Source organism: Acidovorax sp. JMULE5 (genome assembly GCF_013376875.1).
GTDB classification, from domain to species: domain Bacteria; phylum Pseudomonadota; class Gammaproteobacteria; order Burkholderiales; family Burkholderiaceae_C; genus Acidovorax; species Acidovorax facilis.
On the sequence record NZ_CP035951.1, the window covers coordinates 5379340 to 5403456 of the forward strand.

General features: G+C 65.3%; 18 protein-coding genes and 1 pseudogene. 7 read left to right on the forward strand and 12 right to left on the reverse strand.

Features of this window, described 5'->3' with window-relative positions; translation table 11 throughout:
* Positions 1 to 65 precede the first annotated feature (65 nt).
* On the reverse strand, positions 66 to 1241 hold the full coding sequence (locus tag EXV95_RS24450) for an ABC transporter substrate-binding protein (RefSeq protein WP_176888841.1): 1176 nt from the start codon (positions 1239 to 1241) through the stop codon (positions 66 to 68).
* Positions 1242 to 1512: 271 nt separating this feature from the next.
* Here EXV95_RS24450 and EXV95_RS24455 point away from each other — a divergent pair, with 271 nt between their 5' ends.
* Positions 1513 to 1998, forward strand: coding sequence for a DUF4124 domain-containing protein (locus EXV95_RS24455; RefSeq protein ID WP_176888842.1), 486 nt, complete (start codon positions 1513 to 1515; stop codon positions 1996 to 1998).
* A 36-nt stretch (positions 1999 to 2034) separates the two neighbouring features.
* Here the strand turns inward: EXV95_RS24455 and EXV95_RS24460 are convergent, their stop codons facing one another.
* A complete protein-coding gene (locus EXV95_RS24460; RefSeq protein WP_055400204.1) occupies positions 2035 to 3168 on the reverse strand; it encodes a sterol desaturase family protein in 1134 nt (377 codons plus the stop codon).
* Between the two features lie 124 nt (positions 3169 to 3292).
* On the opposite strand from EXV95_RS24460, the gene EXV95_RS24465 reads away from it, so the two are divergent.
* Positions 3293 to 3781 carry an acyl-CoA thioesterase gene (locus tag EXV95_RS24465; protein ID WP_010459986.1) on the forward strand — a complete coding sequence of 163 codons (489 nt, stop codon included), beginning with the start codon at positions 3293 to 3295 and terminating at the stop codon, positions 3779 to 3781.
* Positions 3782 to 4017: 236 nt separating this feature from the next.
* On the opposite strand, the gene EXV95_RS24470 is transcribed toward EXV95_RS24465, so the two are convergent.
* The 8 genes and pseudogenes from EXV95_RS24470 to nirB all read right to left on the reverse strand — a co-directional run bounded on the left by EXV95_RS24470 (position 4018) and on the right by nirB (position 15228).
* Positions 4018 to 5457 carry a cellulase family glycosylhydrolase gene (locus tag EXV95_RS24470; RefSeq protein WP_176888843.1) on the reverse strand — a complete coding sequence of 480 codons (1440 nt, stop codon included), beginning with the start codon at positions 5455 to 5457 and terminating at the stop codon, positions 4018 to 4020.
* 157 nt (positions 5458 to 5614) lie between these two features.
* A complete protein-coding gene (locus EXV95_RS24475; RefSeq protein ID WP_176888844.1) occupies positions 5615 to 6328 on the reverse strand; it encodes a type IV pili methyl-accepting chemotaxis transducer N-terminal domain-containing protein in 714 nt (237 codons plus the stop codon).
* Positions 6329 to 6599: 271 nt separating this feature from the next.
* Positions 6600 to 7433 (reverse strand): uroporphyrinogen-III C-methyltransferase, encoded by an 834-nt coding sequence (cobA, locus tag EXV95_RS24480; RefSeq protein WP_176888845.1) that lies wholly within the window; start codon positions 7431 to 7433, stop codon positions 6600 to 6602.
* A complete protein-coding gene (gene ybiB / locus EXV95_RS24485; protein WP_176888846.1) occupies positions 7430 to 8353 on the reverse strand; it encodes a DNA-binding protein YbiB in 924 nt (307 codons plus the stop codon). The genes cobA and ybiB overlap by 4 nt, the downstream gene beginning before the upstream one ends.
* Before the next feature lie 168 nt (positions 8354 to 8521).
* A complete protein-coding gene (locus EXV95_RS24490; RefSeq protein WP_176888847.1) occupies positions 8522 to 11359 on the reverse strand; it encodes a nitrate reductase in 2838 nt (945 codons plus the stop codon).
* Between the two features lie 100 nt (positions 11360 to 11459).
* On the reverse strand, positions 11460 to 11858 hold the full coding sequence (gene nirD, locus EXV95_RS24495; RefSeq protein ID WP_176888848.1) for a nitrite reductase small subunit NirD: 399 nt from the start codon (positions 11856 to 11858) through the stop codon (positions 11460 to 11462).
* Positions 11859 to 11953: 95 nt separating this feature from the next.
* Positions 11954 to 12757 carry a type IV pili methyl-accepting chemotaxis transducer N-terminal domain-containing protein gene (locus tag EXV95_RS24500; protein ID WP_121419395.1) on the reverse strand — a complete coding sequence of 268 codons (804 nt, stop codon included), beginning with the start codon at positions 12755 to 12757 and terminating at the stop codon, positions 11954 to 11956.
* Positions 12758 to 12784: 27 nt separating this feature from the next.
* Positions 12785 to 15228: pseudogene (gene nirB, locus EXV95_RS24505) on the reverse strand (nitrite reductase large subunit NirB).
* 353 nt (positions 15229 to 15581) lie between these two features.
* Between nirB and EXV95_RS24510 the strand changes: the two are divergent.
* Positions 15582 to 17345 carry a bifunctional protein-serine/threonine kinase/phosphatase gene (locus EXV95_RS24510; protein WP_176888849.1) on the forward strand — a complete coding sequence of 588 codons (1764 nt, stop codon included), beginning with the start codon at positions 15582 to 15584 and terminating at the stop codon, positions 17343 to 17345.
* A gap of 473 nt (positions 17346 to 17818) precedes the next feature.
* Here EXV95_RS24510 and EXV95_RS24515 read toward each other — a convergent pair whose 3' ends face one another.
* Positions 17819 to 19033, reverse strand: coding sequence for a nitrate/nitrite transporter (locus EXV95_RS24515; protein ID WP_121419398.1), 1215 nt, complete (start codon positions 19031 to 19033; stop codon positions 17819 to 17821).
* Positions 19034 to 19540: 507 nt separating this feature from the next.
* On the opposite strand from EXV95_RS24515, the gene EXV95_RS24520 reads away from it, so the two are divergent.
* Together EXV95_RS24520 and EXV95_RS24525 are read left to right on the forward strand one after the other, a co-directional pair.
* Positions 19541 to 21187, forward strand: a complete 1647-nt coding sequence (locus EXV95_RS24520; RefSeq protein WP_176888850.1) for a methyl-accepting chemotaxis protein — start codon at positions 19541 to 19543, stop codon at positions 21185 to 21187.
* A gap of 198 nt (positions 21188 to 21385) precedes the next feature.
* The gene (locus EXV95_RS24525; protein ID WP_176888851.1) at positions 21386 to 21751 is read left to right on the forward strand and encodes a hypothetical protein; all 366 of its coding nucleotides are present in this window, start codon (positions 21386 to 21388) and stop codon (positions 21749 to 21751) included.
* A 127-nt stretch (positions 21752 to 21878) separates the two neighbouring features.
* On the opposite strand, the gene EXV95_RS24530 is transcribed toward EXV95_RS24525, so the two are convergent.
* Positions 21879 to 22904, reverse strand: a complete 1026-nt coding sequence (locus EXV95_RS24530; protein WP_176888852.1) for a LacI family DNA-binding transcriptional regulator — start codon at positions 22902 to 22904, stop codon at positions 21879 to 21881.
* 205 nt (positions 22905 to 23109) lie between these two features.
* On the opposite strand from EXV95_RS24530, the gene EXV95_RS24535 reads away from it, so the two are divergent.
* Positions 23110 to 23595, forward strand: a complete 486-nt coding sequence (locus tag EXV95_RS24535) for a gluconokinase (RefSeq protein ID WP_176889175.1) — start codon at positions 23110 to 23112, stop codon at positions 23593 to 23595.
* Positions 23592 to 24113, forward strand: a complete 522-nt coding sequence (locus EXV95_RS24540) for a TRAP transporter small permease (protein ID WP_176888853.1) — start codon at positions 23592 to 23594, stop codon at positions 24111 to 24113. Before EXV95_RS24535 ends, EXV95_RS24540 begins: the two co-directional genes overlap by 4 nt.
* Positions 24114 to 24117 lie beyond the last annotated feature (4 nt).

Below are 24117 nucleotides of genomic sequence, written 5' to 3' on the forward strand. Positions count from 1 at the left end.
TGATGAACAGGCAGCGGTGACAGGGCCGCCATTGTCGCCGCAGCGTTCATCGGGCCCTCACGCCATCACTGCCGGTACACCCCGCCAGAGCCCACCACCGCGATGTCCACGTAGTTCGAGCCGTGGTGGTTCTGTGGGCTGAACTGGTAGCTGTAGCCGCCCAGGTCAAGGTTGCCCAGGCCTTCCATGGCCTGGACCAGGCTGGCCCGGGTGACGCCAGGCCCTGCTGCGCGCAGGCCTTCAATCAGCACGCGCGCATCCATGTAGCCGGTGTAGCGGTCGTAGTCCACAGGCTTGTCGTGGCGCTTCATGGACGCCTGGAAGTCCCGCGTGAGCGCAATGGTGGGCTTGGTGGGCGAGGGGCCGGTGCGTGCAACGGCCAAGCCGCGCGCGTCGTCACCCAGCGCCTTGAGCACTGCGGAGCCTGCGCCCAGCGACAAGGTGTAGACCGGCACTCCGAGGTGCGCGCGGTTGGCCCGCACATAGGCCACCACGGGCGGCCCCGCCGCCACCAGCAGCACGGCTTGTGGTTTCTGGGCAGCCAGGGCCTTTGCGGCGTCGTTGGCGTCTGCCCCGGTTGGCGCGATGGCATGCGAGCCGGCCAGCCTCGCGCCTTCGGCGGCAATGGTTTTTTCGACCAGCGGCAGCAGCAGCTTGCCAAAGTCGTTGTTCTCGTAGGCCACGGCAATGCGGGAGGTCTGCACTGCCACCAGGTTGCGCACGATCTTGACCAGCTCGTCGGCATAGCTGGCGCGTGTGGTGAAGAGGTAGGGATGCTGCTGCGCCCGGATGGCAGGGCTTCCCGTGTACACCGAGATCAGTGGCAGCTTGGCTTGCACCAAGTAGGGCAGCAGCGCCATCACCTGAGAGGTGCCCGACACGCCAAACAAGGCCAGCACGCCCTCCTTCTCGCTCAGCTGCCTGGCGTTCTCCAGCGTGCGGCGCGGATCGAACCCGTCGTCGAGCGTCACCAGGCGAATCTTGCGTCCGCCAATGCCGCCCTTGGCATTGGCGTCTTCCACTGCAGCGTCCTGTCCTTCATGGATGGGCGCAAGAAAGGGGGCCATGCCACCCGACAGCGCGGTAGGCCGGCCAATGAGAATGTCGCCCTTGCCCGGAGCGGGTTGCGCCCTGGCGGACAGGCTGGCCAAGGCCGCACCGCCTCCCAGTGCCAGCACGAGGCTGCGGCGGCGCGCCTGTGAAAGCCGCTGGCTAACGGGCAAGGCAACGTGGGTCTTCATCAAACAGCTCCTCCTGGTCGTGGCCACCGTGGCCTCAAGGTGCGGCGATGGTAGGAGTGCGGTAGCCGCGCACCCACCGGGTTTTTACCGGGGGTGCGTCAAGTTAGGGACAGGCGTCTATCCCAATCCCTTTTTGAAACTGGAGCGGCTACCCCCAGCCCTGGGGCACGCCTTGTTGGTGTCGGTCAAGGCCTCGATGCCACCAAGGAGGCTCTGAACCGGTCGTGCGCGGCGCGGTAGCATGTGGCATCCACCCGCCGAGGACTATTCCATGAATCCGATACGCTGTGCCGCCTGCGCCCTGGTGCTGGGCTTTCTGGCCCCGGCCTGGGCCGTCAACAAATGCACGGATGCCGATGGCAAGGTGTCGTTCCAGGATGGCCCTTGCCTGGGCCAGGGCGAGAAGATCGAGGTGAAGCCAGCCATGCAGGGCGCCACCCCTGTTCCTCCCGGCCCCTCCACCGCGAAGGAGGGCGCCTTCGGCCCCACCTGGCAGCGCAAACACTATCTGCAGAACCAGGGCGTGCCTCAGGCGCGCGCGGCCCTCGAACGCAACCAGCAGGAATGCGCGGCAACGGCACCGGATGCCGCAGTGGCCCATGCAGGCCCGCTGCGGCGCAGCACCCTGGCACAAGGCTCCCAGTTCGCGCAGGAACGCGCGGCTGCAGCGGGCAAGGACAAAGCCGCGTGTGAGGCCCGAACCGAGGAGCTGCGCAACCAGCTCAAAGCGCTCGAAGCCGAACTCGGCAAGCTGTAGCCCTCTTAGGTGGGGAGGGGGAGGCGAATCAGCCTCTCAGCCCTTCCATGTGAACGGAAACTTGAACTGCTTCACAAACCCGTTGGGCACGTAGTCGCCCAGCACGCCGTAGTGTTCGGGCCAGAGCTTGGTGCTTTTGACGGCGGTGCCAAACAGGTAGTCCAGAAACGCAAAGTGCGCCGCGTAGTTCTTGTCCAGCGCCTCCTGGTCCTGGCTGTGGTGCCAGTGGTGGAAGTTGGGCGTGACGAGCACGTAGCGCAGCGGGCCCAGGCGCACGCTCACGTTGGCGTGGTTGAAAACGGCCTGGAAGCCCACGATGACGATGTAGGCGTCGATCACTTCCTTGCTGAAACCCAGAACGTAGATGGGCGCCAGCACCAGTGTGCGGGTGATGAGCAGCTCCAGGATGTGCTGGCGCGAGCCGGCCATCCAGTCCATGCTTTTCACGCTGTGGTGCACCGCATGCAGGCGCCACAGCAGCGGCACCTCGTGGTAGGCACGGTGCGTCCAGTACTGCACCAGATCGGCCACCAGCACGATGAGGAACAGCGCCACCCAGAAGTTCAGGCCCTGTACCCAGCCGCGAATACCGTCGTTGGCCGCCCAGCCAAAAAATTTGTGCACGATGAGGTTGGTGGCCAGGAGCACAAAGCCCACCACCATGTGGTTCACGATGAAGTGGTGGAAGTCGGTTTGCCACTCGGCGCGGAAGATGGGCTGGTCCTTGCGCAGTGCAAAGAGTTTCTCGATGAAGATGAAGATCAGCGAGCTGCCCAGCAGGTCGAGGATGAACCAGTCCAGGCCGATGTACGGTGTGTTGTCAGGGAAGTTTGGGTCCACCTCCACCTTGTGGCCGCCCAGGAACGCCGCCAGCGCCACCATGGCAAAGGCAAACGTGGCCAGCCAGCGCGAACGGTTGAAGAGGATGTTGACGAGGGAGATGCCCCCCGCGATGGCCATGGCGGTCAGCATGATGGTGCGAATCACCGTCACGTCGTAGCTCTTGCGCAGCTGTGGTGTCGTCAGGTACTCGGGGAAGTGGAAGGCCAGCACGCCCAGAAAACACAGGATGGCCAGCGTGAGTGCAATCACGCCCGACACCAGCCCGCGCCCGGTACGCAGCGCGCCATGGCTCTCGGTGAATTCATTGAGCTTGTCGATTTCGAGCATGGTTTCCCCTCTGGCCTCCCGGCCTGCTTGGCTTTTTTGATGGGCCGTGATCTGGCTTGTGTGGCGCGAGTGTAGCGGCCCGCAGCGTTGCGCCTGCGACACGGGGGAGCCCTAAAATCGCGGCATGAACATCCCTTCACACCAACTCAGCATGACGGTGCTGATGTCCCCCGACATGGCCAATTTTTCGGGCAATGTGCACGGCGGGGCCATTCTCAAGCTGCTGGACCAGGTGGCCTATTCGTGCGCAAGCCGCTATTCGGCCTGCTATGTGGTGACCTTGAGTGTGGACCAGGTGATGTTCCTGCAGCCCATCCATGTGGGAGAGCTGGTGACCTTCCTGGCCAGCGTGAACTACACCGGTTCCTCATCGATGGAGGTAGGTATCAAGGTGGTGGCCGAAGACATCCGCTCCCAGGTGGTGCGGCATGTGAACAGCTGCTTCTTCACGATGGTGGCGGTAGACGAGGCGCGCAAGCCGGTGCAGGTGCCGCCGCTGTCGCCTTCCACGCCCGACGAACGCCGCCGCTGGGATGCGGCACTGCTGCGCAAATCCTTGCGCAAGGAGTTGGCGGAGCGTTTCCGGCAGGTGCGCGAGACCGCCGGGGGGTAGGTCGAGAACCCGGAACAAAAAAAAGGGCCCCTGCATGGCAGGAGCCCTGGTTCCATGGGGGCGAAAGTTGCCTAGGAGTGTGGGCAGCAGAAGGAGCATCGGCTGCAACGCGCGATAAACCGGTCTCGCGTGGTACCACCTCCTGCGCCCAGGGGCCCACCCTGGGCTTGTCGGTAGCACCACGCGATCCTCGGTTTTCGCACGTTTCGCTTCGATGCCTTCTGCCGCCCACACTCCTAGTGCGCGGCGCAGAAACCGAATTCGGCAGCTGCCCCGGGGGCGAGGGTCTTGTTCCAGTCCACACCGGACGCGTTCAGGTTGCTGCCAGCCTGCGTCCATGTGGCATTCCAAAGATTGTTGATGGTGCCGCTCACCGGGATGGTGATCGCCCAGTTGCCAGCGGCGGTGCCCTGGTTGGTGACGCGGACCCGCTGGCAATAGCCTGCGTTCCAGACGCTGTCCATCATTTCCTGCACCGAGAAGCCACCGGTAGGCGTCGGTGGGGTGGGCGTTGTCGGCGTTGTGGGAGTGGTTGGCGTCGTAGGTGTTGTTGGCGTCGAACCATCGCCCCAGAGGCGCTGCAGCAACTGGACCTTGTCGGTGCGCACGGTGGTCCAGTCATCGTCCAGAATGCCGCCGGTGTCGCCGCTGTTGGGGTTCCACGACCAGTAGAAGCCGCTGCGCATGCCCTTGCCGACCATGTAGTCCACCAGCGCGTTCTGCCACTGAACATCCCGCGCATCGCCCCGGCCAAATTTGCCGCCGAACTCGCCCAGCATGACGGCATAACCGGCCTGCACGAACTGGCCAAAATGCTGATCCCAGATGGCCGGCATGTTGCTCGGGAAGTTCGAAGCATTGAAGTAAGGCTGCACGTAGACATCCGGCCCGTAGGTGTGCGGCGCCAGCAGCAGGCGGTTGGCGGGGATGTTCAGGGGCGTGCAGGCCAGAGGTTCGAGGTTGCCACCCCAGAAGTGCGCGTTGCTGCCCGAGCAGCTGGGGTTCTCGCCGATGCCTTCCACGGCAATTAGCCAATGGGGAGCCAGCGGCAATACGGCAGCGGCTGCGCGCTCGGCGGCGCGGTTCCAGTCGGTGGCGTTGTTGCCCGTGCCCCAGGTGGCGGCGCCGTGGGGTTCGTTCTTGATATCGATGCCGATGACGCCGGGTACGCCTGCGTAGCGCTGGGCGACAAAGGTCAGATCACTGATCCATTGCTGTTCGCTGTAGCTCTGGGTGTACCAGAGTTCACTGATGGTCTGGCAATCGGGGGTGTGATGGTCCAGCAGCACATACATGCCACGGTTGCTCAGTTCCGTGACCACCTTGTCCATCACCTGGATGGCCGAGAGGCCCTGCAGGTCGGCATTGCGGCCGTAGTCGATGCTGCTGGGCGGCGCCGAGCCGTGCAGGGTGGCGGGGCAGAACGGCAGGCGCACGGCGTTGAAGCCCTGGGCCTGCATTTGCGTGATCATTTCAGTCCAGTTGCGCGCCCACAGGCCATGCACCACATGGTTGTTGGTCTCAAAGCCAAACCAGTTGACGCCGCGCAGCTGGATGGCCTTGCCCGCACCGTCCAGCACCTTGCCTGCATTGATTTCGTAGCTCCAGGCCATGCTGGTACTTGCCAACAGGCAACCGGCCAACGCCAGGCTCTTGCACAGGGTGGTGATCTTCATGGCTTACGCATCTCCCGAAAGTGTTGTGTGTCTGGCGTGAAAGAGGACAGGCCCGCTGCAGCCGGGCTACGGCCCGGTGGTGGGCTGAGTGTGGGCGCTCTGCCCATCGGCCACCGTTTCCAATGGCTGTCAATTGTAAGTGCCTGTTGCGCCCTTTTCAGGCTGCGCCACGGCTGCGTCCAGCCAGCGATACTGCCTGTAGCGAAAGGCCGTCTATTTCGTTGGTGATACCCGACAGTACGTTGGCCACCACCGCGAATTCCCGTCCGTGCTGGCCTGCGCGGGCGGCCATGACCTGGGCATTGAAGCTGACCACCTTGGCCTCGCGGGCCACTGTCTGGATGGAAGCCACGATGCCCGCCAGTTCTTTCATGAGGGTTTCGGACTTGGCCTTGCCCACTTGATCAAACACGGTGGTGGCGGCGTTGAGTGCTTCCAGCACGCTGTCGGTGGTTTGCACCAGGCGGTCCAACACTTCCTCGACACGTGGGCTGCGACGTTCCGTGAAGTCCAGGACGGTGCCCACCTGTTGTGCAAAGGCGTCGATGGTGGCGCCTACGCCGCTGGGGCCTTGATACACCTTGCGGATGCGTTCGGCGTCGGCGGCTTCAAGGTGGCGAGGCGTGTCCACCAGCCGCGCCTGGCTGGCGGTGAAGAGGGCCAGTGAACTGCGCGCAGCTTTTAGGTGCAAGTCGCTGCCGCCCGCTGCCAGCACGGTCTGCAGAACCATGCGCTGGGACAACATGCGCTGGCGCGCGGCGAGGTTGACCAGCGACATCTCGTTGTCACGGGGTGCCAACGATGTGGCCATCGACGGGGTGAAGGGCGCTGGAGTGGTGCCGGTGCGTGGGGAAAGGGAATAGGCTGCCATGGGGGTCCTTTCGCTCATTGCATTCAGATACATGTTTCAAGCAATACCCGGGCCAATGTGCAGGATGCGCGCGGCAAACAAGACTTGTGCGCGCGCCGCCTGTGTCGTTGGTGCATCCGTGCAGGGCGGGGCACGCGCCAGGCAGCAAGGAGCGCAAACAGGGAGCCTGTCCGTCCTGGGGTAGTGGGGGATGTGGGACAGAGGGCACCGGCATGGCGCACCCCGTGCACCAGAGTTGCCGGTGCGCCGGAAAACCCTGCCTTGTGGAGTTCTAAACAGCGCGGCGCGCCAGCGGGGCGCCAGCGGGGGCATCCTGCGACGCCAGCGCCACACCCCGCACCACATCCCCCACAACGATCACCGAGGGGCTGGCGAGCCCGTCGCGCGCGATGGTGGCGTGCAGGGCTCCCAATGTGGTGACCGCGTGGCGCTGATGGGGCAGGCTGGCGTGCTGGATGATGGCCACGGGCGTGCTGGCGGGCAGGCCGGTGAGCAGCTCCTGCTCGATGGTGGCAGCGCCGCTCACACCCATGTAGATCACGAGCGTGAGCTTGGCGTCGCGGGCCGTGGCGGCCAGTTGGCGCCAGTCGGTGCCAGCATCGCCGGGCTTGGCGTGGCCGGTGACGAACACCACGCCGTGGGCATGCTCGCGGTGGGTGAGCGGCGCGCCCAGCGAGGTCAGGCCCGCCAGGCCCGCCGTGATGCCGTTGATGACGGTGACCGGCACGCCTGCCGCGCGCAGGTGCTCCACTTCTTCACCACCCCGGCCGAAGATGAACGGGTCGCCGCCCTTGAGGCGCACCACGTTCTCGCCCTCGTTCACCGCCATCAGCATCAGCTTCTCGATGAAGGCCTGGGGCGTGCTCTTGCAGCCGCCGCGTTTGCCCACGTAGACGATGCGGGCTGTGGGCGAGGCGTGCGCCACGATGGCGTCGCTCACCAGGTCATCCACCAGCAGCACGGTGGCGGCCTGGATGGCCTTAAGCGCCTTGATAGTGAGCAGTTCCGGGTCGCCGGGGCCAGCGCCCACCAGCGTGCAGCTGCCGCCCGTTCCGAGGTGGGGCTTGGAAGGGGGCAGGGTGTTGGTGTGGGTGGGGCGGCTCATGGGGATGTCTCCGAATTGGTTTGTTCCGCAAGTCGCAAGATATGTTCCACCTGGCGCTCAATCGCAGGCGGAATCGGCAACTCGCCCGCCAGCACGCAGCGGGTGTAACTGGCCGTTGTGGCCACGTCGATCTCGGTGGGTAAGCCGGGCACCTCGCTGGCGGTCCCGGGCTGCTGTGATTCCAGCACCGCGTGCACGCCGTGCACAAAACCGTCGTATCGCGGTGTGCGGCGCGGATCAGTAGCGACCTCGCCCTCCAGCCCGCGCGAGAGCAGCGCGCTCACGCCCAGTGTGCGAAAGGTGGTCTGCAGCATCTCGAAATATTCGGGGTGTGTGTACGCAGTGACCACCACCGACGGCCCCGCGCACGGGCTCATCAGCTTGACCACGCTGTGCCCCGGGTTGCGCAAGCCCACCACCTCGCGCACTGAGAGCAGGCGCGCCAGGCCTGCGTGCAGGTGTTGGGTGTGGATATGGCGCACGGTGCCGTTTGCTATTTTTTCAGGAGCTGTTAGCGCAGGTACATCAAGCGCTAGAAGCACGTCGGATGCCAAAATGCGCCGCGCCTCGGTGCGCATGCCGTGCAGCAGCACGGGCAGCCCCTCGCGCGCCAGCAGCAGCGCCAGCAGCGGCGTCAGCACCGGCAGCTTGCGCGCGCCGTTGTAGCTGGGCAGCACGATGAGTGGGCGGTCGGTGGCGGGCAGCAGGGCCAGGCGCTGGTGCGTGGCATCCAGAAAGCCACACATCTCTTCGGACGTCTCCCCCTTGATGCGCATGGCCAGGCAGAACGCGCCGATCTCCAGGTCGCTCACCTGACCGTCCAGCACCTGGCCGAACAGGTCGGTGGCCTGCTCGCGCGACAGTGGCTTGGCGCCGCGCGCGCCGCGGCCGATTTCCTTGATGTACTGGGCGATGGCCATGGTCTTTGGTGGCGGGACTTGTGTAACAGGGCTTCAGCGTCGTTGTTTCGGCTTGCCGTACAGGCGTACTGTCTGTGCCGAAAGCGCCTGGCTGCAGCCCTGTTGCACAAGTCCTGGTGGGGTTTGTTGGTTTGAAGGCTATTTTCTCGCAACCCAGAGAACTTTTGGTTATATGGTGGCCTGCGCCAGGGGCTTGGACGCCAGTGGCCCCGTAGCGCGCACCATGCGCTTGAGTTCGGGCAGGCACGAGCCGCAGTTGGTGCCACAGCGCAGCTTGCCCTGTAGCTGGGCCAGGCGGTCGTCGTCGGTGCCGTGGCAGTGGGCCAGCTCGGCGGTGATGGCGGTGTCCGTCACGTTGAAGCAGGTGCACACCGATTTTCCGCGCGACTGCACTGCCACTGGGGCCTTGGCGCCGGGCACCAATAGCAGACGGCCATAAGTCTGCGCGGGCAGTTCTTCCTGCAGCAGGGTCTTGAGCCAGCCCTCGGCGCTGGTGTCGCCCGCGAGCACAATGCCTTCGAGCGTGGTGGTGTCACCGTGGCGTGCCAGCCGCGCGGCGCGGCGCTGGCCGCGTTTCTTGTCGGCATAACGCAGCGTGTCGGCCGTGGCCAGGCCCATCAGGGCTTCGATGCGCTCCACAGTGGCGTCGGGCGGTGCCTCGTGTGCAGCGGCGCGCAGCAGCACACCCACGCGCTCGCGCCCGGGTTCGCCCAGCGGCGTGTTGTTGCTGAAGGGCACGCAGCTCGCAAACGGGAACTGCGCCATCAGCGCAGACAGCGCCTCGCGCGTGGCCTGGGCGCTGTCGGCGGGCAGCCACGCCATGGCCAGCAGTGTCCACGGCAGTTCGGCCTTGAGCACCTTCACGGCCGCGTGCTTGAGCTCGGGCTGCTTGGAAGTGGGGCAATACGCCGAGGTGGTGAGCGCATTCACGCCCGCCAGCCGCTCGCCGGTGGACGAGCAGCCGCTCAAGAATTCGCTGCCCCAGTGCATGGCCATGAAGGCCTGCGACAGCCCCATCGTGGTGTCGGCCTGCGCGGGCACCACGATGCTGCCGCGCTTGCTCGTCACATAGACCAGGTCGCCGTTCTTCAGGCCGCGCCGCTCCATGTCCTGCGGGTGCAGCTGCACGCTGGGCTCGGCCACATGGCCAAACAGGCGGCCCAGCGTGCCGGTGCGGGTCATGCCGTGCCACTGGTCGCGCAGGCGGCCCGTGGTCAGGCTGAAGGGGTAGCGCGATTCGCGTTGTTCGGCCGTGGGCAACCAGGCATGTGCTGCAAAGCGGGCGCGCCCGTCGGCGGTAGGGAAAACGCCATCCTCGTACAGGCGGGCCTTGCCGGTGGTGCTGCCTTCATGCAGTGGCCACTGCTGGGGGCCTGCAGTTTCAAGCATGTCCCACGACAGGCCGGTGATGTCCAGGTCGCGTCCGCGTGTGCTTTCGCGGTGCTCGTTCCACACGGTTTCTGCGCCCTGGTCGGCATGGTCCGTGGTGTAGGGGAACAGCGTGGGCTGGCCGGGCCGCAGGCGTGCCTCCAGATGGTGCGCAACCTGCACCGCAATGGCCCAGTCGTGGCGTGCTTCGCCCGGTGCGGGCACGGCAGTGCGCACGCGCGAGATGCGGCGCTCGCTGTTGGTCACCGTGCCGGTTTTTTCGCCCCAGGTGGTGGCGGGCAGCAGCAGGTCGGCATAGGCACAGGTGGCGGCGGTGGCAAAGGCCTCCTGCACGATCACAAACTCGGCGCGCTGCAGCGCGCGGCGCACGGTGGCCTGGTCGGGCATGCTCTGCGCGGGGTTGGTGCAGGCAATCCACAGCGCCTTGATCTCGCCGTCGGCGGCGGCCTGGAACATCTCCACCGCCGTCTTTCCCGGCTTGCTCGGCACATCGGCCACGCCCCACAGTGCGGCCACTTCGGCGCGGTGCTGGGGATTGGCTAGGTCGCGGTGGGCGCTGAGCAGATTGGCCAGGCCGCCCACTTCGCGCCCGCCCATGGCGTTGGGCTGGCCCGTCAGGCTGAACGGGCCCGCGCCGGGCTTGCCGATCTGTGCGGTGGCCAGGTGCAGGTTGATGAGCGCTGCGTTCTTGGCCGTGCCGCTGCTGCTCTGGTTCAGGCCCTGGCAGTACAGGCTGAGCGTGGCTTTGGACTGCGCAAACCACTTGGCGGCGGTGGTCAGGTCGGCCACGCTGATACCGCAGGTCTGCGCCACGCGTTCGGGTGTGTAGTCGCGCACCAGGGCCTTGAGCTCGTCAAAGCCCGTGGTGTGCGCGGCGATGTACTCGGCGTCCGTCCAACCCTCCCACAGCATCAGGTGCAGCATGCCGTTGAACAGCATCACGTCGCTGCCGGGCTGGATGGGCAGGAACAGGTCGGCCATGCCGGCCGTGTCGGTGCGGCGCGGGTCGGCCACGATGACCTTCATGCCGGGATTGGCGGCGCGTGCGTCTTCAATGCGGCGAAACAAGATGGGGTGCGCCCAGGCCGCATTGCTGCCCACGATGAACAGGCACTGGGCATGTTTCACATCGTCGTAGCAGGCAGGCGGCGCATCGGCGCCCAGGGTCTGCTTGTAGCCCGCCACCGCGCTGCTCATGCACAGGCGCGAGTTGGTGTCGATGTTGTTGGTGCCGATCAGGCCCTTGGCGAGCTTGTTGAAGACGTAGTAGTCCTCGGTGAGCAATTGGCCGCTCACGTAAAAGCCCACGGCATCGGGGCCGTGGTTCTGGATGGTGTTTGCGAATTTTTCGGTGGCCAGGTTCAGCGCGGCGTCCCACGGCAGGGGCTGGGGAGCATCGCTGCGTTGCGCTCGGTGCAGGGGCTGCAGCAAGCGGGTCTGCAGCGTGATGGGGCTGCTGGCCGTGAGGTGCAGGGTCGAGCCCTTGGTGCACAGGCGGCCAAAGTTGGCGGGGTGGGTGGGGTCGCCGCGCACGCCGGTGATTTGCGCGCCTTCGGATTCGATGATCACGCCGCAGCCTACGCCACAGTAGGGGCAGGTGGATTTCGTTTCTTGCATGGCGTGGATTCCAGATGTTTTTGGGCTCTAGCGCTTGATGGAAAAGCGCTGATAGCTATGTATTTAATAGCTTTGGTGTTCGATGGACGTTGCGGGGTGTTCAGGCCGCTAGGCCGCGCCGCACCGGGCCTGCCATTGGCCGTGCCAGGTCGAGCGCATGCTCGTCCAGCTCCAGGGCATCCAGATACACCGCGCCATCTTCCACCTTCACGGCGAACTTAGGCGTGCAGCCTTCGTCGGGAGCCGACGCCTGCCCATCGCACAACCCAATCGTCCAGTTGTGCAGCGGGCACGCCACCTGCGTGCCAAACACAATGCCCTGCGACAGCGGGCCGCCCTTGTGAGGGCAGCGGTCGAGCAGTGCGAACACGCCCCCGGCATCGTTGCGGAACACGGCCACATCCAGGCCCTGTGGGCGCGCCACACGGCGCGAGCCCAGCACGGGGATGTCGTCCACGCGGCAGATCAGCTTCCATTGCGGGGTGGGTGTTGTGGTCATCGTGGTTCCTTCGGTGTCTTTGGATGTTGTCGGCGAGCCTGCCAGGGTCATCGTGGGGCGGCTCGTTATTTTTTTGAGGAAGTCTCCGGGTGGGCTCAGGCCGCCAGCGCCGCATACATGCCGGTCACGCGGTCCATGCTGGAGAGCAGGTTTTCGCTGGCCACGTACACCTCGGCCACTTGGCGGTTCACGTTGCCGCCGCCCTGCATGCGCTGCAGCGCAGCGTCAAAAAACACCCACTGGCCGTCGGCCAGCTGCAGTTCCTGGCGGATGCGGTTGGTGGCCTGGGGGGCATTGCGCAGCAGCTCGGTGGCTGCGATGAATTCACTGCGGGCCTTGGCGATTTCGGTGGTGGCGGTGGACGCGTCCACTGGCAGCATGGCGGCCAGGTAGAACTTGGCCATGCGCTGGCTCAGCATGCGCTGGCGGCCTGCAATGTTCACCAGGTGGCCCACGGGCTTGCCCGAGGCCGCCTCGTACTGCGTGGTGCCCAGATGGGCCAGGGCCAGCACCTTGGCATCGGCTTGCAGCATGGCGCTGGCATTGTCGGTGGACGATGTGGCGGCAGCCAGCGTGGTCTTGTGGGCGGCCCAGGCGGTTTCCAGCTTGGTGTACGTTTCGCGGATGGTGGGCGAGGGCGCATAGGCCTTGAGTTCCACCAGCTGGCGCTCGAACAGCGCGATGGACTGCTCCATCACCTGGCGTGCCGTGGGCGTGTCGGCCTTGTGGGCAAGGGCCAGCCAGGCCTTGCCCACACGCTGGCTCAGCATGCGCTGGCGCCCGGCCTTGTTGATGGCGTCGTTGAGGTCGGTGACCTGGGCGTGGGCGCTGCCCAACGGGGCCAGGGCGCTGCAGGCAGCGGCGCAGCTGGCGGCGGTCAAAAGGGTTCTGCGGTGCATGGTGGGGTTCTCTCTGGACTTGGGCGATCAGGCGCTCAAGGGCGCGAACTGGCGGGTGTCCACAGCCGCCTTGTCAAAGTCGACCCAGGGATCGGGCTCGCCGTCCAGCGCAAACTGCAGCTGCTCCCACAGCGCCTTGCGGCCTTCGTGGTCTTCCAAAATGCGCTTCTTCACGTAGTCCAGGCCCACACGGTTCACGTAGTGCACGGTGCGCTCCAGGTACCAGCCTTCCTGGCGGTACAGCTCGCAGAAGGCGCCGGTGTACTCCAGCACTTCCTCGGCGGTTTTGAGCTTGGTGAAGAAGTGCGCCACCTCGGTCTTGATGCCGCCGTTGCCCGCCACGTACATCTCCCAGCCGCTGTCCACGCCGATGATGCCCACGTCCTTGATGCCCGCCTCGGCGCAGTTGCGGGGGCAGCCGCTCACCGCAAACTTCACCTTGTGCGGCGCATACATGCGCCACATGGCGCGCTCCAGATCCTTGCCCATCTGGGTGCTGTCCTGCGTGCCCATACGGCACCACTCGCTGCCCACGCAGGTCTTCACGGTGCGCAGCGCCTTGGCGTAGGCGTGGCCGCTGGGCATGCCGATGTCCTTCCACACATTGACCAGGTCTTCCTTCTTCACGCCCAGCAGGTCGATGCGCTGGCCGCCCGTGACCTTGACGGTGGGGATCTTGTATTTGTCCACCGCATCGGCAATGCGGCGCAGTTCGTCGGCCGTGGTCTCCCCGCCCCACATGCGGGGGATCACGCTGTAGGTGCCGTCTTTCTGGATGTTGGCGTGGCTGCGTTCGTTGATGAAGCGGCTTTGCGGGTCGTCCTTGGCTTCTTTCGGCCAGGTGCTGATGAGGTAGTAGTTGACCGCCGGGCGGCAGGTGGCGCAGCCGTTGGGCGTCTTCCATTCCATGAACTTGAACACCTCGGCAATGCTGACCAGCTTGCTGCCGCGGATCGCGTCACGCACGGCCTGGTGGCCGTGGTCGGTGCAGCCGCACATGGCCTTGGTCTTGGGCGTGGCGCTGTAGTCGCCACCGGCGGTGAACATGATGATCTGCTCTACCAGCCCGGTGCACGAGCCACAGCTGGCGCTGGCCTTCGTGTGCTTGCGCACTTCATCCAGCGTGAACAGGCCTTTGTCCTTGATGGCCTTGCAGATGGCGCCCTTGGTCACGCCGTTGCAGCCGCAGACCTCGTCGCTGTCCTGCATGACGGCAGCCTTGCTCTGGCCCTGGTGGCCGGTGTCGCCCAGGTGCGATTCACCAAACATCAGCTTGTCGCGGATGTCAGTCACGCTGCGGCCGTCGCGCAGCAGCTTGAAGTACCAGCTGCCGTCCACCGTGTCGCCATACAGGCAGGCGCCCACGAGCTTGTCGTCCTTGATGACGAGCTTCTTGTACACCCCCCGAAGGGGTCGCTCATCACGATCTCCTCGGTGTCGTCTCCCCCTTGAAAGTCTCCCGCCGAGAACAGGTCGATACCCGTCACCTTTAGCTTGGTGGACGTGAGTGAACCCTGGTAGCGGCCGATGCCGAATTCGGCCAGGTGGTTGGCCAGCACCTTGCCCTGCTCGAACAGTGGGGCCACCAGGCCGTAGGCGATGCCCCGGTGCGCGGCGCATTCGCCCACGGCGTAGATGCGGGCGTCGGTGGTGGTCTGCAGCGTGTCGCTGACCACAATGCCGCGGTTCACGTGCAGGCGCATCTTTTCGGCCAGGGCGGTGTTGGGGCGGATGCCCACGGCCATCACCACCAGGTCGGCGGGCACCTCGGAGCCGTCCTTGAACTTCACGCTGGCCACGCGGCCTTCGGCGTTGCCCACCAGCTCTTGTGTTTGTGCTTTCATCAAGAACTGCATGCCGCGCTCCTGCAGCGACTTTTGCAGCATCTTCCCGGCCACGTCGTCCAGCTGCCGTTCCATCAGCCAGTCGCCCACATGCACCACGCTCACTTGCATGCCGCGCTTCATCAGGCCGTTGGCGGCCTCCAGGCCCAGCAGGCCGCCGCCGATGACCACGGCGTGTTTGTAGGTGGCTGCCGCGTCGATCATGGCCTGTGTGTCGGCAATGTCGCGGTAGGCCAGCACGCCCTGCAAGTCCTTGCCGGGGATGGGCAGGATGAAGGGGTTGGAGCCCGTGGCGAGGATCAGTCGGTCGTATTCGGCGGTGACCACCGTGCCATCCTTGCTGGTGGCGCTGACCACGCGGCGCACGCGGTCCACGTCGGTCACCGTAAACCCGGTGTGCAGCGTGATGTGGTGGTCGGCGTACCACGACCAGTCGTTGAGGATGATCTCGTCAATCGTCTGCTCGCCCGCCAGCACGGGGGACAGCAGAATGCGGTTGTAGTTGGGGTGGGGCTCGGCACCGAATACCGTGATGTCGTACAGATCCGGGGCAATCTTGAGCAGCTCTTCCAGCGTGCGCACACCGGCCATGCCGTTTCCTACCATCACCAGCTTGAGCTTTTTCATCGTGACTCCGTCGGTTCTATCGCCTGGGCGATTCGAAAAACAAAAAAGGCGTCCACACGATGCCGTTTCGAATTCCTGTCGAAACCGCATGTGCGGACGCCTTCGTCCGGGCAATCCACCCCTGCGCCATTGCACGGGTGGATTGCGTGACCCTGTGGGGTCGTTGCTGGAGTTAAGCAATGCTTGTGCCAGTCGATTTGCACTGAGGTGGGGCGGCCTCTGGGGGTGTTTTGAGGCCCACGTGTGGGGGGTGGCGCAGTGCTGCCCCGGCTCTGCGCAGGCGCCACGGGGGCATGCCCTTGTCTGGCGCGGGGCGCACCACCTTGGGCACGGAACCTGCAAGGAGCTGGTGCATGACTTTTGAACTGGATTTCGGCCACACCTCGCAGGCCGGGCGCAAGGAGGTGAACGAAGACTTCGCCGCGCTCGTGTTGGGCCGGGGGCGCGACCGTGAGCGCGGAGCCATCGCGGCCATCGCCGACGGCGTGAGCACCGGCGGCAATGGCCGCGAGGCCGCCCAGACTTCAGTGAACACGCTGGTGAACGACTACTTCGCCACGCCCGACACCTGGGACACCACGGTGGCGCTGGACCGCATCCTGTCCGCCCACAACGGCTGGCTCGCCTCCATGAACCGGCGCCGCCAGCCTGCGGTGGGGCTGACCACACTGACCGCGCTGGTGCTGTGTGGCCAGTCGTACACGCTGGCCCATGTGGGAGACACGCGCGCCTACCTGGTGCGCGAGGGCCGCCTGCAGCAGCTGACCACCGACCACGTCATGGCGCAGCATGATCTCAGGCACCAGCTCACCCGCGCCATGGGCCTGGACGACCACGTGGTGGTGGACTACAGCCAGGGCGAGCTGCGCAGCGGCGACCTGTTTGTGCTGCTGTCGGACGGCGTGCACGGCAGCGTGCCCGAGCGCGAACTGCGCCAGCTGCTGCGCCAGGAGATACCGGCCCAGGCGCTCACCGACGAGCTGGTGCAGGTAGCCCTGCGCCGTGGCAGCAGCGACAACGTGACCGCGCTGGTGGTGCGGGTGCAGGGCGCTGTCGAGGCCACGCTGCAAGACGAATCGCGCCGCGCCCAGGACCTGCCCGTGCTGCCCCTGCTCAAGGTGGGCGACACCGTGGACGGCCTTACGGTGACAGCCATCGTGGCCGACAACGGTATCCACCGGCTGTACCAGGTGCGCGACGGAGCCACGCAGCGGCTGTATGCCCTCAAGACCCTGCTGCCCGCGCGCGCCCACGACGCCGAAGAACGCGCCACGCTGGCGCACGAGGCCTGGGTGGCGCGGCGCATGCAGTCGGGCCAGGCCGCCGCCCATCTGGCGCGGCTCAACGACTGGCCGGTGGGGGACGGCGGCTTTGGCGATGGCGCCGCAGCCAGCGCGTTTTACCTGCTGTACGACTGGCATTCCGGTGACACGCTGGGGCAGCGCCTGCGCCATCGCCAGCACCTGGCCGTGGGGCAGGCTGTGACGGTGACCGTGCAGGCCGCGCGCGTGCTGGGCTGGCTGCACCGCCAGCGCGTGGTGCACCGCGACATCAAGCCCGACAACTTGCACCTGGGCGACGACGGGGTGCTGCGTGTGCTGGACCTGGGCGTGGCCCTCTCAGGCCGCGAGCCCGAGGCCACCCGCCGCCTGCACGCCGGAACCCCCAGCTACATGAACCCGGAGCAGTGGCCGGGCTATGAAAAGGGCGGCGACCCCTCCGGTCAGTTGCCCGACGCGGGCAGCGACCTGTTTGCGCTGGGGGTCACGCTGTACCAGCTGCTCAGCCACGGGCGCCTGCCCTATGGCGAGGTGGTGCAGTACCAGCTGGGCCGCTACCACCGCGACCCGGTGCCCCCCAGCCGCCACAACCCGGGCGTGCCGATCTGGCTCGACCAGATTGCCCTGAAGGCCGTGGCCCGCAACCGCGCCCAGCGTTTTGAAACTGCCGAGGAACTGCTGCTGGCCCTGGAGCGCGGCGCCTCACGCCCCCTGTCGGCGACCGGGCCCCAGCCGCTGATGCAGCGCGATGCCACGGCCCTGTGGAAGATCGCTCTGGCCGTGAGCGTGCTGGTGAATGTGCTGTTGATTTATTGGCTGCTGTTTTTGCCGCGGTGAGCTTTCGCGGCGATTTGCTATTAAAAACATAGCTTTTAGCGCTTATGAGATAAGCGCTGGGGCTTGTTTTGGTCAAAAACCGTGCATGCACGACGCCCATTGAGCGAGTGCCCTTTTGCTGGAAGTGTGGCGAGCGTTTGCGCGCTCATCGGCTACGCCGGTCATGCGCTGCGCGCACGTCCACTCTTCTAGCGAAAGCGCGGGCAGCGCTGCGCGTTGGCTGGCTGCGCCAGCTCAGGCGCTGCGTGCCCGACCGCCCTTTTGCTGGAAGTGTGGCGAGCGCTTGCGCGCTCACCGGCTACGCCGGTCATGCGCTGCGCGCTCACCGGCTACGCCGGTCATGCGCTGCGCGCTCACCGGCTACGCCGGTCATGCGCTGCGCGCTCACCGGCTACGCCGGTCATGCGCTGCGCGCACGTCCACCCTTCTAGCGAAAGTGCGGGCAACGCTGCGCGTTGGCTGGCTGCGCCAGCTCAGGCACTGCGTGCCCGACCGCCCTTTTCCGCCCACGTGCGCGTCCAGCGGATCTGCATCACCCGCAGTAGCACCAGCATGGCCAGCGCGCACACCGCAATGCCCACAAAGCCCCAGAGGTAGGTGCCGGTGTACTGGCGCGAGATGCCCATGCCATTGGGGATGAGGCCGCCGCCCAGCGCGCCGATCTCGCCGATCATCGAGCCTGCCACCGCCGTGGCCAGTGGCCAGCGCAGCGGCACCAGCTGGAACAGGGCGCCGTTTCCTGCCCCCAGGGCCGCAAAACACACCAGGAACAGCAGCATGGTCACGGGCAGTGATTTTTCGGCCAGGCCACACAGCACCATGCTGGCGGCGGTGATGGCCAGCACGCCGGTCAGGGTGTTCACACCGCCCCAGTGGTCCGACAGCCAGCCACCAAACACGCGCAGGGCCGCGCCCAGGAATGCCGCCATCATCGTGAGTTGGCCGGCTGCCACCTTGCTCACGCCGAACTGGTCATAAAAGTAGCTGGGCAAGAAGGTGGTCAGGCCAATGAAGCCGCCAAAAGTCACGGCGTAGATCAGGCTGAAGGCCCAGCCGTCTTTTTCAAACAGGCAGGCGATGTGTTCACGGAAGCTGGCGTGGGGTGCCAGGTCGGGCGGCTCCTTGGCATACACCGCCATCACCAGCGCGGGTATCGCCACACTCACGGCAGCAAAGCCATACACGGCCTGCCAGCCAAACTTCTGCGCCAGCATGGGCGCGAGCAGGGCTGCCACCGCAGTGCCCACGTTGCCGGCTCCCACGATACCCATGGCCAGGCCTTTGTAGCGCGGCGGGAACGAGCCCGAGCCCAGTGACAGGGCCACCCCAAAGCTGGCACCCGCCACGCCCAGCAGGATGCCCATGGCGAGCAGGTCGTTGTACGAATGCACGAACAGGTAGCCGTAGCCCATGGCCACAAAGATCCCCGCCATCTCGACCAGCGTGGCGTTCTTGCGACCGATGTACTGCGCCAGGATGCCCAGCGGAAACCGCATGAGGGCGCCCGCAAAGATGGGAATGGACAGCATCATGCCCATCTGCGTCGGCGTGAGCTGGAAGGCATCGCGGATGAACGGTGCCATGGCACCGTTGATCACCCAGACTGCGCACGAGAAACCGAAATACAGAAAGGACGACCACAGCGTGGGGGCGTGGCCGGACTTGAGAAACTCTCGAAATTGAAGCATGGCGATCTAGCGCAAAGAGGCTGCTGTGCTGCTGCAAGCACACCCACAACCGGGCAGAAAAACAAAAAGGCGCCAACACGGGCCGCGCGGGCTTGCTGGTTTGTTTGCAAGCCCCACACATTCCATGAAGACGCCAACGTCTTGTTCGCCCAATCCGCCGTTGCACCGGGCTGACACACGGCCAGCGTTGACCGTGGTGCTGAACATGCAAAGGATGTGCCAAGTTCTGGTGGCACTTGGTTTGAGTAAAAACGGCAGCTGGCGCTTGCTTATCGAGAGTCTTTTGCTATCAAATTTGAAGTTAAAATTGCCTGCCAGCCCAAGTTAGTGCAGCGTGCTCCGGTGTGATGCACTTTTTTGGCGCGATGCACCAATTTGGTGGCTGCAAACCAGCAGAGCCACTTAGGTGTTTCAAATCATAAAAATTCAACATAGGATGTATTCGGTTCATCCGTTGCCGTGTTGCCCGGTTATGAGGTGACGAGGCATTCCCTGAGGAGGGTCCCCATGCGCGTCAATCTCCCGATCAGCACGCAGGAATATGCGTTCCCCAAAGGCCAGACCCTGGTGTCCACCACCGATCTCAAGGGCCGCATCCTGTACTGCAACCCGATGTTCATCGAGGTCAGCGGGTACGAGAAGGAAGAGCTGCTGGGCCAGCCCCACAACATCGTCAGACACCCCGACATGCCCGAGGAGGCCTACCGCGACATGTGGGAGACCATTGCCAGCGGCAACCCGTGGTCGGCCCCGGTCAAGAACCGGCGCAAGGACGGCACGTTCTACTGGGTGATGGCCAACGTCACCCCGCTCATGCAGGGCGACCAGCCCACGGGCTACATGTCCGTGCGCACCGAGGCCACCCGCGACCAGATACAGGCCGCCGACCAGCTCTACCGCCAGATGCAGGCCGAAAAACAGGCTGGAACCCTGGTGCACGTGCTGCGCGAGGGGCAGATCGTCAAGAACACGCTCTGGGGGCGCATGGCCCGCGCAGTGCAGCTCGGGCCGCTCGGCAAGATCATGCTGTGCACGCTGCTGCTGGTGTTCGCGTCGTGGGGGGCCGCGCTGCTGGGCGGGCACACCATGACCGTCGCGGCTGGCGCAGCCTGGCTGGGCGTGGTGCTGCTGGCGCTGGGCATGGCGGTGTACCTGCACCGGGCCACCGTGGCGCCGTTGTCGCAGATGCTGCGCTGGGCCAACCGCATGGCTGCAGGAGACCTTACCCAGAAGATTGCGGCGTCGCGCAGCGACACCGTGGGTCAGCTGCAAAAGGCGCTGGCCCAACTCAATGTGAACCTGTTGTCCATCGTGCGCGATGCGCGCCAGGAGAGCGAACACATGCAGCTTTCCACCCGCGAGATCGCGCAGGGCAACCAGGACCTGTCGGAACGCACCGAAGCCCAGGCCAGCAACCTGGAGCAGACGGCGGCGTCGATGGAGGAAATCACCGGCACCGTCAAGCAGACGGCCGAATCGGCCCGCCAGGCCGCCGTGCTGGCCACCCAGGCCACCCAGGTGGCTGAGCGCAGCAGCGAGGCCGTGGACGGCGTGGCCAGCACCATGAAGCAGATCCAGACTGCCTCCGGCCGCATCAGCGAGATCACCCAGCTCATCGACTCCATTGCGTTTCAGACCAATATCCTCGCGCTCAACGCCGCCGTGGAGGCCGCGCGTGCGGGTGAGCAGGGGCGCGGGTTTGCGGTGGTGGCCTCCGAGGTGCGCAGCCTGTCGCACCGCACGCTCTCGGCCGCCAAGGAAATCCGCCAGCTCATCGACGACTCGGCCACCAAGGTGAGCGAAGGCCACGCAAAGACCGACGCAGCGCAGAAGACCATGACCGAATCGCTGGAGCTGGTGCGCCGCGTGAACACGCTGATCGGCGAAATTCACAGCGCGTCCAACGAACAGCTCAGCGGCATCTCTCAGGTCAACGCCGCCGTGGCGCAACTGGACACCATCACGCAGCAGAACGCCGCGCTGGTGGAGGAAAACGCGGCGTCGGCGATGGAGCTGAGCGGCCAGGCCCAGACGATGACCGAGACCGTGAAGGTGTTCCGCGTCGATGCCTCGGCACTCAGCCAGGCGCGGGACGCGGTGCAGTTGCGCAAGGAGATGAAGGCGTCGTCGGAAAGGGCGCTGGCGCGCGCCTGACACGGCCAAAATTTTGGGGTTTTTTGGATGCTAGCGCTTATGGGGTAAGCGCTGGAAGCTATGGTTTTGATATTTTCGACGTGTTGTGGCGACGTATTTCGTCGGTGCGACAGCGCACAGATGCCGTGCGTTCTCGCGGTCACGATGTGTGCAGCGTGTATTCGCATGCGCCAGTGACAAAAGACTTGGAGAGCCCCCATGCCAAGCGTCCAAGCGAACGTATTGCCCCTGGACCACCGGTTGCCCCGCGTTGATCCGCAAAGGCCCGCCAGCCGGGCTGTTTTTATTCCAGTGGACGAACTGCTCACGCCCGGTTTTGTTGCCAGGCACACCATGTTCCCGGACTTCGGTGCGCTGCTGCGTGCCAGCGCGTTTGTTCCTGAGCAGGTTGTGTTTCTGGAGAAGACATCGGACGACGACTGGGAGAAGTTCATTCGCCGCGTGTCCAGTTTTTCGACCTGGAACGCGATGCTGAAAGACGCGCGGGGCGAGTGGATCATGCGCCGGCTGGGCGTCTGCACGGCGGCATACCCTTCTTGCAGCGTAGCCCCGACAGTGCTTTAACGCTTTGCAAAAACAATAGCTGCCAGCGCTTGTCCATCAAGCGCTGGAGCCTGAAAATACTCAAAAATCAACCTGGTGTTTTCGAGTGGACGCCCGCCGCGGCGTCGCTTGGTCTGCCCGGTTTGGCTCAGGTGCTTTCCCGTACCGTCAACTCAAATCCCAGATTCACCGAGTTCTTTGGTGGCACCTCGCCGCGCATCAGCGCCAGCAACATCTGCGCACTCGCTTCGCCGATGGCCGAGCGCGGAGTGCGCACGGTGGTCAGCGGCGGCAGCATCTGGTCGCTGCCCGCCAGGTCGTTGAACCCTGCAATGGCCACGCGGCCGGGTACAGCCAGACCGAGGCGCTGTGCGGCCAGCAGGCCACCCTGTGCAAGGTCGTCGTTACAAAAGAACACGGCATCCACCCCGGGGCGGGTGCGCAGCACTTCCTCCAGCAGCTCTGCGCCCAGGCGGATGGAAGAAGGCTGGGGGCTGAGCAGCTCCAGCCGCGGGTCGTACAACCCCGCCTCGCGCAGGCAACGGCGGTAGCCTTCGGCGCGCTGCATGGTGCGTGGGTCCAGCTGGGCGGCAACGAATGCGATGTTCTTGTGGCCGCGCGACAGCAGGTGGGTTGTCATCGCATGGCCCGCGTCCTGCTGCGAAAAGCCCACGCAGAACACGCCGGGTGCGGGCGTCATTTCCATCAAGTGCACGCAGGGCACGCCGCTGGCGGCAATCATGTGGCGGGCGGCCTCGGTGCGGTCAAAGCCCGTGACGAGCAGGCCCGCCGGGCGGTGGGCCAGGTAGGTGCGCAGCAGCTGCTCTTCTTCCTGCGGGTCGTAGTGCGTCACGCCAATCAGGGCTTGGTAGCCGTGCGGGAAGAGGGTGCGGTGCACGGCCTCCAGCACGTCTACAAACAGTGCGTTGGACAGCAGCGGCACCAGCACCGGCACCTGCACACTGCGCTGCGAGGCCAGTGCGCGGGCGGCGGGGTCAGGCACGTAGCCCAGTTGTGCGGCGGCGTCTTTCACACGCTGCACCAGTTCTTGCGCCACGCCGCGCTCGCCGCGCAGGGCACGCGATGCGGTGATGGGGCTGACCCCAGCGGCCTTGGCCACGTCATTCAGCGTGATGCGGCCGCTGGAGCGGCGTTTTGTCTCGGGTTTGTTCAAGGGTTAACCCTCATGGGGGTTGAGATTGATCTGGTTAGGATAGCGCTGTCCAAACAATGGGGCAAGGCGATGCCCGCCATTTTGGATGAAGTTGCAGAAGTTGCCACAGTTTGGGCGGCATCCGGGACCGGATGCCTTTTTTACGGATCGCTGGGATAGCGCTACCAATATGAGTGTTTTACCGTCAACGGTGTATCTGGTGGTCATGGGGGTGGCCGGGTGTGGCAAGTCCAGCCTGGGTTCTGCCCTGGCGCAGGCCCAGGGCCTGCCCCTGATAGAAGGGGACGACCACCACAGCCCGGTCAGCCGCGAAAAGATGCGCCAGGGCATTGCCCTGACCGACGAAGACCGCGAGGGCTGGCTGGCCACGTTAGGGCAATTGCTGCAGGTGCACCCGCGCGGTGCGGTTTTGACCTGCTCTGCGCTCAAGAAGGCGTACAGGAACCGGCTGCGCAACGCCTGTTCGGGACTGCTGTTTGTCTTTCTGGAAATCGACCGTGCCAGCGCCGGCCAGCGTGTAGCAGCGCGTGCGGGCACCCATTTCTTTTCCAGCACGCTGGTGGACAGCCAGTTCGCCACGCTGGAGTCGCCCGTGGGCGAGGCGGGCGTATTGCGGCTCGATGCGCTGCTGGATCTGGCCACGCTGCAGCAACAGGCTTCGGCCTGGATCGCCGCCCAGGAGTCGGCATGAATTCCCCTGCACAACAAGCGCAACCGCAGCCGTCGCTCAGCCGGTTCGCCAGGATCTCCCAGCTGCTGATGGCCAGCTGCCTTGGCGTGATGGCTGTGGCGGTGTTCATCAACGTGGTGCTGCGCTACGGCTTTGGCAGCGGCGTGGCGGCCAGCGAAGAGCTGTCGCGCCTGCTGTTTGTCTGGATGGTTTTTATCGGTGCCGCAGCGGCCTACCCCGCCGGTGAGCACATGGCCTTTACCAGTCTGGCGGGCTTGTTGGCAAAGCGGCCGGTGGCCTTCGGCCTGTTGACGGCCGTGATCCGGCTGCTGGTGATCAGCGCCAGCGCCATGTTGGCCTGGGGCGCCTGGCAGCAGGTAGTGGTGGGCATGGGCAGCCGCTCCGTCGTCATGGCCTACCCGGCGGCGTTGCTACCACTGCCGGCCTTTTTGTGCGCGGTGGCCATCGGAGTGATGGCGGTCATCGAGTTGATTCAACGCAAGCCGCTGGACCTCGGTCACGGTGCCGAGGTGGAGTAAGTGA